The 13078-nt window shown below is 59.2% G+C and carries 13 protein-coding genes; 10 read left to right on the forward strand and 3 right to left on the reverse strand.

Going from position 1 to position 13078, the window contains the following annotated elements; genetic code table 11:
* Positions 1–355: 355 nt before the first annotated feature.
* Both AAIH70_RS05575 and AAIH70_RS05580 read right to left on the reverse strand, forming a co-directional pair.
* Positions 356–1345 carry an aldo/keto reductase gene (locus tag AAIH70_RS05575; RefSeq protein ID WP_132281922.1) on the reverse strand — a complete coding sequence of 330 codons (990 nt, stop codon included), beginning with the start codon at positions 1343–1345 and terminating at the stop codon, positions 356–358.
* Between the two features lie 14 nt (positions 1346–1359).
* Complete coding sequence (locus AAIH70_RS05580) at positions 1360–2799, reverse strand: MFS transporter (RefSeq protein ID WP_430033568.1); 1440 nt, start codon at positions 2797–2799, stop codon at positions 1360–1362.
* 134 nt (positions 2800–2933) lie between these two features.
* Between AAIH70_RS05580 and AAIH70_RS05585 the strand changes: the two genes are divergently transcribed.
* The 9 genes from AAIH70_RS05585 (at position 2934) to AAIH70_RS05625 (ending at position 11644) form a co-directional block, all read left to right on the forward strand.
* Positions 2934–3827 (forward strand): LysR family transcriptional regulator, encoded by an 894-nt coding sequence (locus tag AAIH70_RS05585; RefSeq protein WP_132271219.1) that lies wholly within the window; start codon positions 2934–2936, stop codon positions 3825–3827.
* A gap of 129 nt (positions 3828–3956) precedes the next feature.
* Complete coding sequence (locus AAIH70_RS05590) at positions 3957–5033, forward strand: alpha/beta hydrolase (protein ID WP_132271220.1); 1077 nt, start codon at positions 3957–3959, stop codon at positions 5031–5033.
* Positions 5034–5097: 64 nt separating this feature from the next.
* The gene (locus AAIH70_RS05595; protein ID WP_132271221.1) at positions 5098–6201 is read left to right on the forward strand and encodes an alpha/beta hydrolase; all 1104 of its coding nucleotides are present in this window, start codon (positions 5098–5100) and stop codon (positions 6199–6201) included.
* Positions 6202–6286: 85 nt separating this feature from the next.
* Positions 6287–6697 carry a carboxymuconolactone decarboxylase family protein gene (locus AAIH70_RS05600; protein ID WP_430033571.1) on the forward strand — a complete coding sequence of 137 codons (411 nt, stop codon included), beginning with the start codon at positions 6287–6289 and terminating at the stop codon, positions 6695–6697.
* A 3-nt stretch (positions 6698–6700) separates the two neighbouring features.
* Positions 6701–7192: a (R)-mandelonitrile lyase gene (locus AAIH70_RS05605; protein ID WP_132271222.1), complete on the forward strand. Its 492-nt coding sequence runs from the start codon at positions 6701–6703 to the stop codon at positions 7190–7192.
* A gap of 49 nt (positions 7193–7241) precedes the next feature.
* Positions 7242–7658, forward strand: a complete 417-nt coding sequence (locus tag AAIH70_RS05610; protein WP_312404340.1) for a cytochrome P460 family protein — start codon at positions 7242–7244, stop codon at positions 7656–7658.
* Positions 7655–8326: a DUF4405 domain-containing protein gene (locus AAIH70_RS05615; protein WP_132271224.1), complete on the forward strand. Its 672-nt coding sequence runs from the start codon at positions 7655–7657 to the stop codon at positions 8324–8326. Before AAIH70_RS05610 ends, AAIH70_RS05615 begins: the two co-directional genes overlap by 4 nt.
* Before the next feature lie 431 nt (positions 8327–8757).
* Positions 8758–10233, forward strand: coding sequence for a GumC family protein (locus AAIH70_RS05620; protein ID WP_132271225.1), 1476 nt, complete (start codon positions 8758–8760; stop codon positions 10231–10233).
* 82 nt (positions 10234–10315) lie between these two features.
* Positions 10316–11644 (forward strand): O-antigen ligase family protein, encoded by a 1329-nt coding sequence (locus AAIH70_RS05625; RefSeq protein ID WP_132271226.1) that lies wholly within the window; start codon positions 10316–10318, stop codon positions 11642–11644.
* 157 nt (positions 11645–11801) lie between these two features.
* Here the strand turns inward: AAIH70_RS05625 and AAIH70_RS05630 are convergent, their stop codons facing one another.
* The gene (locus AAIH70_RS05630) at positions 11802–12233 is read right to left on the reverse strand and encodes an organic hydroperoxide resistance protein (protein WP_132271227.1); all 432 of its coding nucleotides are present in this window, start codon (positions 12231–12233) and stop codon (positions 11802–11804) included.
* Positions 12234–12369: 136 nt separating this feature from the next.
* Here AAIH70_RS05630 and AAIH70_RS05635 point away from each other — a divergent pair, with 136 nt between their 5' ends.
* Positions 12370–12828, forward strand: coding sequence for a MarR family winged helix-turn-helix transcriptional regulator (locus tag AAIH70_RS05635; RefSeq protein ID WP_132271228.1), 459 nt, complete (start codon positions 12370–12372; stop codon positions 12826–12828).
* Positions 12829–13078 lie beyond the last annotated feature (250 nt).

Raw genomic sequence — 13078 nt, forward strand, 5'->3', positions numbered from 1 at the left:
GCGGGGTGGAGCAGCCCGGTAGCTCGTCAGGCTCATAACCTGAAGGCCGCAGGTTCAAATCCTGCCCCCGCAACCAATAAAATCTCCCAAAAAACAAATAGCCAGAATACAAACGCACCACAGCAACGGGGTGCGGTCAAAACAAGTGTCTCCAAACAACCATAAAAGCCCCGTAAGGGGCTTTTTGTCGTTCTGGGAAACAACTCTTTCAGCGGTTGATCGAACGCCCCGTCGACAAAGCCTGGGGCGTGTAGGAAAAATCGGTCTCGAATGGATAAGTAGGCGCAGGAGATGTCGATCTCCCGGGACTTGCTCATTGCATCGAACTCGAAACTGGCGGACGATATGCCCCATGTCAGAGACCGGTCATCTTCAGGACAGCTTCGGGCAGGCGCTCGCCAACGACTTCGAACTTCGCGAGCGCTGACGCGATCTCTTGAAGGTCTGCAGGCGTCAGTTCGAGATCGACGCTGCCCATATTCTCCTTGAGGCGATGTTCCTTCGTGGTGCCTGGGATCGGCACGACCCATGGCTTCTGGGCGAGCAGCCAGGCGAGCGCGACCTGCGCGGGGGACGAGCGCTTGTTCTCGGCGATAACCGTGATTGCGTCGACCAGCGCAAAATTCGCCTTGCGGGCCTCGGGTGTCAGCCTCGGAACGGCGTTGCGGAAGTCGGTCGGGTAGAACTTGGTGTTTTCGTCGATCTTGCCCGTCAGGAAACCTGCGCCGAGCGGGGTGAAGGGTACGAAACCGATCCCCAGTTCTTCGAGAGTGGGCAGCAGTTCGACTTCCGGGCCACGCCAGAAGAGCGAGTATTCGCTCTGGACAGCCGCGACCGGCTGGACGGCGTGTGCCTTGCGGATCGTGCCGACGCCTGCCTCCGAGAGGCCAAAATGCTTGACCTTGCCCTCGGCGATCAGGTCCTTTACCGCACCCGCCACATCCTCGATCGAAACGGCGGGGTCGACGCGATGCTGGTAGAAGAGATCGATACGGTCGGTCTTGAGCCGCCTCAGGCTTGCTTCGGCGACGGCCTTGATATGCTCCGGACGGCTGTTGGTACCACCACGACGTTCACCTGTTTCCAGATCGATATCGAACCCGAACTTGGTGGCGATCACCACCTTGTCGCGGATCGGGGCAAGAGCCGCGCCGACGAGTTCCTCGTTGACGAAGGGGCCGTATGCCTCGGCGGTATCGAAGAAGGTCAGGCCTTCGTCATAGGCGAACCGCATCAGCTTGATCATCTCGTCCTTGTCGGCTGCATGGCCATAAGCCGAACTCATGCCCATGCAGCCGAGACCGAGGGCGGAGACTTCGAGGTTTCCGAGTTTTCTGGTTTTCATTGTCATTTCCTTGGTCAGGCCGCGCATTTGGCTGACGCGGCTTGGTCTTCAGACAAAGCCTGTCGCCGCGCGGCTGGTACGATGGTGAAAAGCGAGATCAGCAATGTCGCCGCCAGCATGACGGTGCCGGCATCGAAAGCGTGGGAAACCCGGTAGGCCGTCAGGTCGGCTCCCGTCAGGCCCGAAGAACCGATCGCCGCTATGGCGATGAGAACGCTAAGCCCCACGGAGTTGCCGATCTGATGTGCGACGTTTACCGCACCGGAGGCGGCACCCGCATCCTCACGATCGACACGCGCCACACCGGACGAGGTGAGGGGGCTCAAGGTCAGGCCCTGGCTGATACCGATCAGGATCATCGGCATTGCGACGGCGGTCCAGTAGTTCGATCCGACGCCGGCGCGGCTGAGCCATGCCATGGCCACTATGCCGGTCAGCATGCCCGCGATCAGGATCGTGTTGCGACCAAAGCGCCGGATAAGTCGTGGAACGATGATGGCGATCGGGACGTGCAGCATCGTGGCCGGGACGAAGGCTAGTCCTGCCAGCGCGGGACGCAGACCAGCAACCTGCTGCAGGTACAGCGTGGTGAAGAAAAAGAAGCCAACCATCGCGCTGATATAAAGGGCACGACCCGCATAGGCTCCCGAGCGTTCCATGTCGGAAAACAGGCGAAGCGGAAGAATGGGCTGACTGGCACGGCGCTCGATCAACACAAACGCACAAAGCATGATGATGGCTGCGGCAATGGTGGCGAAAGTCGTCGTGTCCCAGCCTGCCTGCGCGGACCGGATGAAGCCGTAGACGAAGGCACCCATGCCCAGTGTCGAGGTTACTGCGCCGGGCAGGTCGAACGTGCCTGGGCGTTTGTCTGTTTCATAAATGTAGATGCGTGCCGCAATGACCATGGCGATGCCGATCGGCAGATTGATCAGAAAACCGATGCGCCATGAGAGCCAGTCGGCAAGGAGGCCGCCGACGACCAGACCGACGGTTGCCGATACGCCCGCCGCCGCACTGTAGAGCGAGACCGCCCGCACACGTTCCTCGCCTTCGTCAAAACTGGTCTGCAGGAGAGCGAGGGTTGTGGGCGCGAGGATGGCAGAACCCAATCCCTGGACAGCACGCCAGGACAGCATCCATGCCGAAGACTGTGACGCACCGATGGCAACGGATGCAACGGTAAAGATCGTCATGCCGATGATGAACATCCGGCGACGACCAAGAATGTCTCCGGCCCTTGCTCCGAGCAGGAGGAACCCTCCGAAGGTCAATGTGTAGGCGCTCTGCACCCACGCAAGCCCGGCATCGGAGAAACCGAGTTCGGTATGGATTTTCGGCAGGCCGGTGAGGACGACCGAGATGTCGAGCACGATCATCACGTAGCTGATGAGGATGATCGCCAGGATAGCGGCTTTGTTCGGTGGCGACGTGGCAGTGTTTTCGTGAGGCATTGTAATCCTGATGACTTGGCTGGCCCTGGCCGTCCTCCACGGTGAGGCTGCATTGTGATGACCGGAAGATAGCTCTTGTCGACCATGTCGATTAGGGGCAGTAATCGGGATGAAGCTATAAGGATGCCTAATGAATGGCGCAGGAGAATTTCAACGATCTGGTCGCGTTCGTCACTGTCGCGCGCGAGGAGAGCTTTACGCGGGCAGCCGTGAAGCTCGGTGTGTCGCAGTCCGCGCTTAGCCAGACGGTTCGCGGTCTCGAAGAGCGCCTTGGGCTTCGGCTGCTGACCCGGACGACGCGCCGGGTATCCCCGACGGTTGCCGGCGAACGTCTTCTCCAGACGGCAGGTCCGCGTTTCGAGGAAATTCAGGCCGAGCTTGCGGCGCTCAGCGAGATGCGGGACAAACCGGCGGGGACGGTCAGGATCACGGCTGGCGAACATGCAGCAATTTCGGTTCTGGCGCCCGCACTCGACAAGGTCCTGCCGGACAACCCCGACCTCAACGTGGAAATCACCGTCGATTACGGCCTGACCGATATCGTCGCCGAACGTTACGATGCCGGCGTTCGTCTGGGGGAGCAACTTGCCAAGGACATGATCGCGGTCAGGATCGGGCCGGAGATGCGGATGGCCGTGGTCGGCGCTCCGTCCTATTTTCACCAGCACCCCTGGCCGGAAGTGCCCGAAGACCTGACAGACCATAACTGTATCCAGATCAGGATGCCGACCTACGGCAATATCCTTGCATGGGAATTCGAGAAGGACGGGCACGAGCTCAAGGTGCGGGTCGAGGGGCAGATGGTGTTCAACAACATCGCGATGCGTCTCGATGCGGCGAGACGCGGTCTCGGCCTTGCCTATATGCCGGACGATCTCGTGGCGGACGATATCGCGCAGGGAAAACTGATCCGGGTGCTTGAGGATTGGTGCGCGCCGTTTTCCGGCTATCACCTCTATTACCCGAACCGCCGCCACGCCTCGCCAGCCTTCGCCCTGGTGGTGGACGCGCTGCGGTATCGGGGGTGACAGGGTAATCAACGGAACGTGATTGATAAGGCAGGCTAATACCTTCAATCGGAAATAAGTATCTAATCACCTGAATGACGCTCGCGTAGCCTTTGTCCAACGTCATGTTGCAAGGCAGGCATTCCGAGCATGTTCACCAAAACCCTTTCCGCTGTTGCGGCTTCCACGCTGGTCCTCACATCAGGGGCAGCCTACGCTCAGATGCCTTCAAAGCCGGAGCCCCTGAAAATTCAGGAGCAGGGAAGCTTTGCGGTTGGCGGCAGGGTATCGGCCACGCCCGGCACCTATGACAACAATGCGCCGACCGCTGCAGGCCAGACACTGCATGGCGACCATGCCTATGTCTTTTATCAGGTCCCCCAAAATCCAAAACCTCTGCCGATCGTCATGCTGCATGGCGCCTTCCAGTCGGCGCGAAGCTGGGAGACGACACCGGATGGTCGCGAAGGTTTCCAGAACCTCTTCCTTCGCAAGGGCTTCTCCACCTATCTCGTCGATCAGCCGCGACGTGGCCGGGCTGGCAATTCCACCGTGGCTGCCACGATCGAGCCGACACCTTACGACCAGCTTTTCTTCGACCAGTTCCGGCTTGGAAAATGGCCCGACTATTTCCAGAACGTCCAGTTCGACCGTAGCCCTGAAGCTCTCGACCAGTTCCTCCGCTCGGTCACTCCGAATACCGGGCCTTACGATGCCAACGTGATCTCCGATGCGATGTCGGCGCTGTTCGACAAGACCGGACCCGGTATCCTGTTCACCCATTCGCAGGCAGGTGGGCCGGGTTGGCTGACAGCGATCAAAAACACCAACGTCAAGGGCATCGTGGCGCTTGAGCCCGGCAGTGGCTTCATCTTCCCGGAAGGCGAGGTTCCGGCCGACATGCCGAGTGCGGCCGGCACGCTCAAGGGCGAAGCCGTGCCCGTCGCCGATTTCGAGAAGCTGACCAAGCTGCCGATCGTCATCTACTACGGAGACAATTTCCCGATCGAGCCGACCACCGAGCGCGGCCAGGACAATTGGCGTGTGCGGCTGGCAATGGCCAGACTCTGGGTAGAAGCGGTCAACAAGCATGGCGGCGATGCGACGCTCGTCCATCTGCCTGACGTCGGTATCAAAGGCGGCACTCACTTCCTGATGTCGGACCTGAACAATGTCGAGATCGCCGACCAGATCTCCAAATTCCTCGCCGACAAGAAGCTCGACTGATCCACCGCCGCAGGCGCGAAAAAGAGCTCCACCGCCGTTACCCGAACAGAGAAGGAGCCAGACAATGGCCACCGATATCATCAACGCAAACAGACGTGAATTTCTGGGAGCATCTGCTCTCGTCGTCTCCGGTGCGATTTTAGGAGTATCCACGATGCCGACGAAAGCCGTCGCTGCCGACTACAAGCAGAACCCCTTCACCCTCGTTTATGATGGGGCGATCACCAGCAATGAACCGGGCAAGGTCAACATCCATCCGGTAAAATACAAGCTCAATGGCCTCGACATCGTTGCCAATGTCTACACACCGGCGAACTACGATCCGGCCCAGAAATATCCAACGATCGTGCTCGCGCATCCCAACGGTGGTGTGAAGGAGCAGACCACAGGCCTTTACGCCCAGCGGTTGGCGGAACAGGGGTTTATCACGATCACGGCCGATGCCGCCTATCAGGGCGGAAGCGGCGGTGCGCCGCGCAGCACCGACAAGCCGCAATATCGCATCGAGGACATCCATGGCATGGCTGACTTTGTCAGCGGCTTCCCTGGTGTCGATACCGCGCGTCTCGGCCTGTTCGGCATCTGCGGCGGCGGCGGTTACTCTCTGGCGGTTGCCAAGACCGACAAGCGCTTCAAGGCGCTGGCAACGCTCAGCATGTTCAACTCCGGACGCGTTCGTCGCAACGGTTTTCAGGATAGCCAGATGGACACGATCCAGCAGCGCCTGCAGCAGGCATCTGCCGCGCGTGCTCAGGAAGCGGCCGGTGGTGAAGTGCTCTATTCGGGTGACGCGAACCTGACCGACGCGCAGATCGCGGCACTGCCCTTCGATCTCTATCGCGAAGGCTATGAATATTACTGGCGCACCCATGCCCATCCCGGCTCGACCTTCCGGTACACGACGAGCAGCCTGATGGACCTGATGCGCTGGGACGCGACCGATGAGATCGCGCTGATCGATGTGCCGCTGCTGATGATTGCAGGCAGCGAAGCCGACACCCTTTACATGACCGAGGACGCTTTCCCGAAGGCCACCGGCACCAAGGACAAGGAACTCTTCAGGATCGAAGGTGCCAAGCACATCGAGACCTACTGGGTCCCCGAATATGTCGATGCGGCTTTGTCGAAGCTGAAGCCGTTCTTCGACCGCCACCTCGCTTCGGCCTGACGATCATTTCGGACGGGCGCAGCGGCGCCCGCGGCCTCCCGGATCGGCAGACCTCGGAGGGGCACAACATACAGAGGAAAATGCATTGAAGAAAATCATCTCGGGAATTGTTGGCGCAGGCATCGTCTTTGCATCCGGATTGGAGACAACCATGGCACAGGAACCCGCATCTAACCTTGAGTCCGCAAAATCCCGGACGCAGCAACTGATGGGCGACATCGCGCCGAAACTGGCGGAGCTGACCGACGACGTTCTTTACGCCGATGTCTGGGAGCGACCGCAGCTTTCCCAACGTGACCGCAGTCTGGTGACCGTCAGTGCTCTGATCGCACTCAATCGTCCGGATCAGCTCAGGTCGCATCTCGTTCGCGCAAAGGCGAATGGCCTGACCGAGGAGCAGCTCGTCGAGACCATCACGCACATGGCCTTCTATTCGGGCTGGCCGAGTGCTGTTTCGGCCGTCGCCATCGCCAAAGACGTGTTCGCGGAGAACTGAGCCATGACGCCCAAGTCCATCATCACCGCCGCCATGGCGTTCGGCGCGACCACAGCCTTTGCCGAACCCGATCGTGAGGTGTCTGTAACGCGTGCGTCCTCGCAGGTGGCGACCGCCGGCGCACCGGAATATTTTACCGGTTCCGTGAAAGTGCAGTCCCGCTTCCAGGCGAATGCGCCAGCCCGTGTCGGCGGAGGTCTCGTTTCCTTCGAACCCACTGCGCGCACCGTCTGGCATACCCATCCGCTCGGTCAGACGCTGATCGTGACGGAAGGGGCAGGACTGGTCCAGCACTGGGAAGGCGAGCTGCAGGAGATCGGTCCCGGCGACGTCGTCTGGATACCACCGGGCGTCAAGCATTGGCATGGTGCCACCCCCGACAGCGGCATGTCGCATATCGCCATTGCCGAATCCCTGGACGGCAAGACCGTCGAGTGGATGGAGCATGTCAGCGACGAACAATATGGGCAGAAGCGCGGGGATGTCGGTGAATAATATCCTCAAAACCTTCGGTGCCGCTGCGTTCGTCGCCACCACCGTCCTCATGGTCGGCATGCAGGTTCATGCCGAGCCGACACGGGCGACGATGCCCGACATCGACAAGCTCGTCCACTATACGACGGTCAACCGTGGTGAGGTCACGGAACACATCATGACGACCCGTGAGGCGATCGAGGCGGTGAAAGCCGGGCAGCCTATTCCGAACGGCACCCATGTCGCCCTTGTCGACTATCGCGACGGCAAGGTCTTCCGCTACTTCATCATGGAGAAGGGCGAAAACTGGGGTCAGGACTACGACGAGAACCGCCGGACGGCCGACTGGCAGTTCCAGTGGTTCAAGCCGGATGGCACGATCAACATGGACGAGAACACCGCCCGCTGTCAGCGCTGCCATACGTCTCGGTCAGACCGGGATTTCCTGTATACATTCAACGAAATGCGCCGGTTCGAATTCGAATGACCACTGTATTTCGCGTTCGCCTCCTCCTTGATTTTCTGACTGTTGCGCTGATCATCGCCTGTCTCGCCTATTGGTGGCTCGACAACCTGTTTCATGAGGTTCTCGGCACAGTGCTGTTTGCGCTGGTGATCGGCCATAACGTCTTCAACAGACGATGGTACGGGAACATCGCAAAAGGCAGGCGCGACGCCGTCCGGCTCTTCAACATCTTCACGATCGTCTGTCTGGCGGTCGCGATGCTTGTGATGCTGGCGACGAGCCTGCTGATATCGCGCGATCTCTTCTCGTTCATGGCGCTGGACGGCGCGTTCGCGGTTCGGGAAATTCATATGTTTGCGGGCTCTTGGACGCTAGTCATTATTGCGATCCATCTGGGAACGCGCTGGACCGTCGTCATGAAAACTGCCCGGTCGACCCTGGGTCTCGCTTCGCCGAGTCCATTGCGCACCATGGCTCTTCGGGCGTCGGCACTGGGCATCGCAGCCTGCGGCGTGAAAAGCTCATTCGAAATGGCGCTAGGGGCGAAGCTGATGCTGACCTACTCGCTCGACATGTGGGATTTTAACGAGAGCACGCTTCAATTCTTCGTCAACTACGGGTCGATCGTCTGTCTATACGCGGTCGTGACGCACTATGGGCTCAATCTCATCAGACAGGTGGTGCACTGATGTCTCGGGTGCGCGCTCGTGAAAGGGATTAAGATGGCATTTTCAGGATTCCAGATTTCTATGGGAGCCGCTTTGGCCTTCATCGTCAGCATCGGATGGCTCGTTCACTGCTGAAAGATTGCGGCCCCAGGGTCACCCCTTCAAAGCTCCTCCGCCTTCAGGCCGAGGAGCTTTTTGCATTTCCGGGCTGAAAAGCATGAAAGGGCGGGGATGGTGTGAGGGGAGGGGCTTCGCCAAAATCGTCACGCGCAAGGGTGCGTCTGACCCCGCGCCAATCCGGTGGATGGCTTTCCGTTCGGCTGTCAGATCTTAAGGTCGCGGTTACGACTTTCCCCTACAGTTCCCGCCACAAGTCCTCGGCCAAGCCGTCCTGCCAGTCAGACACATAGTTTCAGACATCCTGCGCCCAAGATTTTACCGCGAGAACGGCCATGATATTTCAATCTGCCAACAGTTTTCCCCGCGACGACATGCAGACAGATCCGCGCAAGCCGCGGATCACGATCGGTGATCTTGTCGAAAAGTTCTGGTCGGCGCGTTTCTGGGCCGTGGGTGGTGCCGTTCTGCTGGCTGTGCTGTGCCTTGCGATCACGCCATTCATCAAGCCGGTTTATGAGGCAAGCGCGCAGATCTACATCGACCCGCAAAATCTGCAGGTTCTGCAAAATGACCTGACCCCGGCGCTGTCCGGCGGTGATTCAGGTGTCCTGATCGCTGAAAGCCAAGTGCGGATCATGCAGTCCGCTTCCGTTCTGAAGCTTGTTGTCGAAAAGCTCGGTCTGGTCGGCGACGAGGAATTTGGCGGCCCGTCAGAATCCCGGCTGTCCTTCGGTTCATCCGGCCAGTCGGATGTCGATCCTGTGCAGGTGGCCATCGAGCGTCTGTCGAAAAACGTCAATGTGGTTCGCGAGGACCGCACCTACATGATTTCCGTTTACGCCAGAAGCCACTCGCCGACGCGCGCCGCGGAGATTGCCAATGCGGTGGTCGACGGATATCTTCAGGTACGCGACGGGCACCGGACGGAAGTGGCAAGTGTCGCGACCGGCGCACTCGAAGGTCGTCTGGTTGCCTTGCAGGCTGCCTTGAAGGAGCGCGAGGACGCGGTTGCCAAGTTCAAGGTCGACAACAATATCGTCGACGCCAATGGCATCTTTCTCGCCGAAAGCCGCCTCAACCAGAACAATACCGTCGTTTCGACCTCCGAAGATCTCCTCAATAAAAGACGTGTGGAGCGCGACCAGCTGCGCGAACTGCTGTCTTCTCCCGAAAGGTTTCTGTCGTCTCCGGTTGCCACCGCTTCCGCCGATTTCCTGCGGTTGAGGGGAGAGCTGGAGCGTTCAGAGGCGGAGCTTTCGGTTCTTCAGGCGACATTGGGCCAGCGGCATCCGCGCGTCGTGACCGCGTCGACCCGACTTGCTGCGGTCAGGCGGTCGATCAATGCGGAAATGGTCCGTCTCGCCGAGAATGCCGATATCGATTACGAACGTGCGCGATCCGAATATGCGGTGGCGCAAAAATCGATGGATCCGCTGGTATCGGAAGTCCAGAAGATCGATGCGGCACGCATTCAGTGGCGACAGTTGCAGCGTGATGCCGACAGCGCCCGCGCCGTTTACGAAGAGGCACTGACACGCTCACGCGAAACACGTGAACAGGGCCTGATGACGACGCTGAATGCGCAGGTCGTGTCGCGCGCCTCCACGCCCATTCGCCGGAGATCCCCACCCTCTCTGTCTCTGCTGCTGATGGTCTCCGTCGCTCTCGGCGGCAGCCTCGGCCTTGCTCTTGGTGTCGGTTATGACGGTTTGCGGCAACAGGTTCGCGGTGGACGTCGCGCCGAAGACAACGATGCGCCGGCATCTCTGCTGGATATGGAAGAGCGGCCGATGCGTCGCGCCTCCTGAGGCGAGAGGGTCCGACGAAAGCATCGTCCCATCTGACGTCACATGTCGTCGTTATCGCCACTTTTCCTTTTGAGGCCATGTCGTGATCGAGCATTCCCAGACCCGACGGAAGTCGCCGCTTGCGAATTTTGCGCAGGCGGACGCCATCGTTGTTCTCGGTTTTGTCCTGTGCGTCCTTGCAACGCTGGCATTCTGGACGCAGATGCAGCCATTCCGAAGTCTTCAGGACTATAGCGCCGTTCAGGATACGACCCAATCGAACGAACTGCGCAAATACACGACACTGATCATTTCCGGCTTGTTCATGCTGTTTCTGTGGGCTGACGGAAATGGTCGCCGCATTTTCGATGTCGCACGCTCGCCCGTCATCGTTGCCGTGTTCGGCTGGGCGCTGTTGACCTGCCTGATATCGGCCAATCCGTCACTCGCCCTGAACCGTCTGGTTCTGGCGGCAATTGCGGTGCAGGTCGCCTATGCCGTACCGTTTCTGTTTCGTGATGCATCGCGGTTGATCGATGCGCTTGGCCTGTGCGCGACCATTCTGATCACCGCATCCTATCTCGGCGTGCTGTTTTTACCGGATCTTGCCATTCATGCGGTTCGCGACGTGACCGAGCAGACCCTGGCCGGAAACTGGCGCGGCATTTTCGGCCACAAGAACGATCTGTCCTCGATGGCGGCGCTGTTTGTCTTTCTCGGCATTCTCGTCGCCCGCACCAACAGCCGTGTGTGGGGCATTGCAATTGTTCTGGCATCCGTCGTGCTTCTGATCATGTCGGAAGGAAAAACGGCCACTCTTCTGACAATCCCCGCGCTGTTTTTCGGATTGCTGATCGTCCATATGCGATCGATGGTCCTGACCACGCTGCTGGCCTGCGGCCTGATCGTGACCATCGTGTTCTTTACGCTCGGTGGGGTTCTGTCTGCCGATCTGGCGACGGTTTTTGAAGGGATATTGCCGGATCCGTCGTTCACCGGCCGTACGGATGCATGGAAGATCGCGCTGGAAGCGATCGGGCAGTCACCGCTGGTCGGTTACGGCTACGTGATCTTCTGGGACCTCGGCATGGCGCATAACATGGCGGTCGCAGCCTCGGTGATCGGCAATTTCGACCACGCCCATAACGCCTTTCTCGATGTGATCCTGTCCGTCGGGCTGATCGGGTTGTTTTTCGTGCTGGTCTGGACCGTCGTCTTGCCGCTGCGGCATATCCATCGCATCCGGCCCTATATTCGCAATGGCACAGAATCCGCGCTGGCTGGTTTTCTGGTCAATGTGTGGCTCTTCGGCATGATGAACGCATCGCTGGAAGCCATTCTGTTCAATCGAAGCAATCCGATCTGGTACACGGTACTGGTTGCGATGGGCTGCCTTCATGCCTGGGCGCAGTCATTGCCGATCAAACGCTGAAGGCGACCGCGCCCAAGGACCGTGTCGTCCTTGTCAGGCTCGTTTGCGCCGTTGCGTGTGGGTGTTCATCAGAAAAGTGCCCATAAAAATGCCGACCCTCTCGGCGGGAGAGGGCCGGCAGTTTTCGCACGCCGTGTCGGCGACGCGAAATTTCGGCTCAGGTGCGCACTGTAAAGCCGACGTCGACGCTGGCCTTGATGGCGTTAGAATAGGGGCAAATGTCATGCGTGACGTCGACCAGCTTCTGGGCGTCTTCTTCCGACAGACCCGGTAGATAGACGTCGAGGGCTGCGGTGATGCCGAAACCACCTTCAGAACGCGGGCCGATGCCGATAGTGGCGCCGACGGTCGAACCTTCCGGTACTTTGGTCTTCAGCTGCTGGGCACCGACGCGCAGGGCACCGAGGAAGCAGGCCGAATAACCGAGCGCAAAGAGTTTTTCCGGGTTGGCGCCATCACCGCCCGGACCACCGAGTTCCTTGGGCACAACCAGCTGCAGCGACAGGCTGCCGTCATCAAGCGCCGTCTTGCCGTCGCGGCCGCCACCGTGGGCCGTTGCGCTCGTCTTGTATTTTGCATCAACAGACATAGGTCTTCTCCTTGGTTGGGTGAACTCGTTTTGGGTCGTTATTTATTTTGAGCAATTGTGTTGTGCGCAATATGAGTTGCGAAACGACTTATGTCAATGACTTGCAATTCGATTGTGCGCGATTTATCTTTTTGTCATGAAGACGCCCGCAGAAAATGCCGCTCCGATCGGTCTGGACCAGATGCTCTGTTTTGCCGTGTACAAGGCGGAGCAGGCGTTTAATCGTGTCTATCGCCAGGCTTTGGAGCCACTGGGGCTCACCTACCCGCAGTTTCTGACGATGCGCCTGTTGTGGAACGAGGGGAGCCTGTCGGTCGGTGAGATATCCGAACGGCTGGGGCTTGATTCCGGGACCGTAACGCCATTGCTCAAGCGGTTGACCTCGATGGGGCTGGTGAAAAAGGTCAGACGTGTGGATGACGAACGCCGTGTCGATATCTTTCTGACCGACGAGGGGCTTGCTCTGCAACAGAAGTCCGAAGCGGTCATGCGGTGCATCGCGCAGGCCGTGGCGGTGGACCGCAGCGAAGGCGCGGATATGCTGATGACGATCAACCGCCTCACCGCCAACCTGACACATGCCGCAGAACGGTAAGTTTCGGATTTTTAAGCTCGGTTGGTTTCGCCAGGTCGCAGCGCGACAAAGCAAACCCGGCGATCGTAAGCGAATTGAACCGATCGCTGGGCGTTTTCACAAGACATCGTGAAGTTTTTGTCGTCGGCACATCGGATGATTGCCCGCCTGTTGCCGTTCTTACCGTTGCGTTAAGCAATAACGGTTTTCGGCAGCATTTTTCCCGGCGAAATTAACTGTCTTTAAATAAACAGATGCACCCGCATAACCG

This window comes from Neorhizobium sp. BT27B (assembly GCF_050455485.1).
Lineage (GTDB): Bacteria > Pseudomonadota > Alphaproteobacteria > Rhizobiales > Rhizobiaceae > Neorhizobium.

Coding starts and splice junctions, on each gene's coding strand:
- AAIH70_RS05575 (WP_132281922.1), bottom strand. CDS start 1,345: ATGAAAACCAGAAAACTCGGAAACCTCGAAGTCTCCGCCCTCGGTCTC.
- AAIH70_RS05580 (WP_430033568.1), bottom strand. CDS start 2,799: ATGCCTCACGAAAACACTGCCACGTCGCCACCGAACAAAGCCGCTATC.
- AAIH70_RS05585 (WP_132271219.1), top strand. CDS start 2,934: ATGGCGCAGGAGAATTTCAACGATCTGGTCGCGTTCGTCACTGTCGCG.
- AAIH70_RS05590 (WP_132271220.1), top strand. CDS start 3,957: ATGTTCACCAAAACCCTTTCCGCTGTTGCGGCTTCCACGCTGGTCCTC.
- AAIH70_RS05595 (WP_132271221.1), top strand. CDS start 5,098: ATGGCCACCGATATCATCAACGCAAACAGACGTGAATTTCTGGGAGCA.
- AAIH70_RS05605 (WP_132271222.1), top strand. CDS start 6,701: ATGACGCCCAAGTCCATCATCACCGCCGCCATGGCGTTCGGCGCGACC.
- AAIH70_RS05610 (WP_312404340.1), top strand. CDS start 7,242: ATGGTCGGCATGCAGGTTCATGCCGAGCCGACACGGGCGACGATGCCC.
- AAIH70_RS05615 (WP_132271224.1), top strand. CDS start 7,655: ATGACCACTGTATTTCGCGTTCGCCTCCTCCTTGATTTTCTGACTGTT.
- AAIH70_RS05620 (WP_132271225.1), top strand. CDS start 8,758: ATGATATTTCAATCTGCCAACAGTTTTCCCCGCGACGACATGCAGACA.
- AAIH70_RS05630 (WP_132271227.1), bottom strand. CDS start 12,233: ATGTCTGTTGATGCAAAATACAAGACGAGCGCAACGGCCCACGGTGGC.
- AAIH70_RS05635 (WP_132271228.1), top strand. CDS start 12,370: ATGAAGACGCCCGCAGAAAATGCCGCTCCGATCGGTCTGGACCAGATG.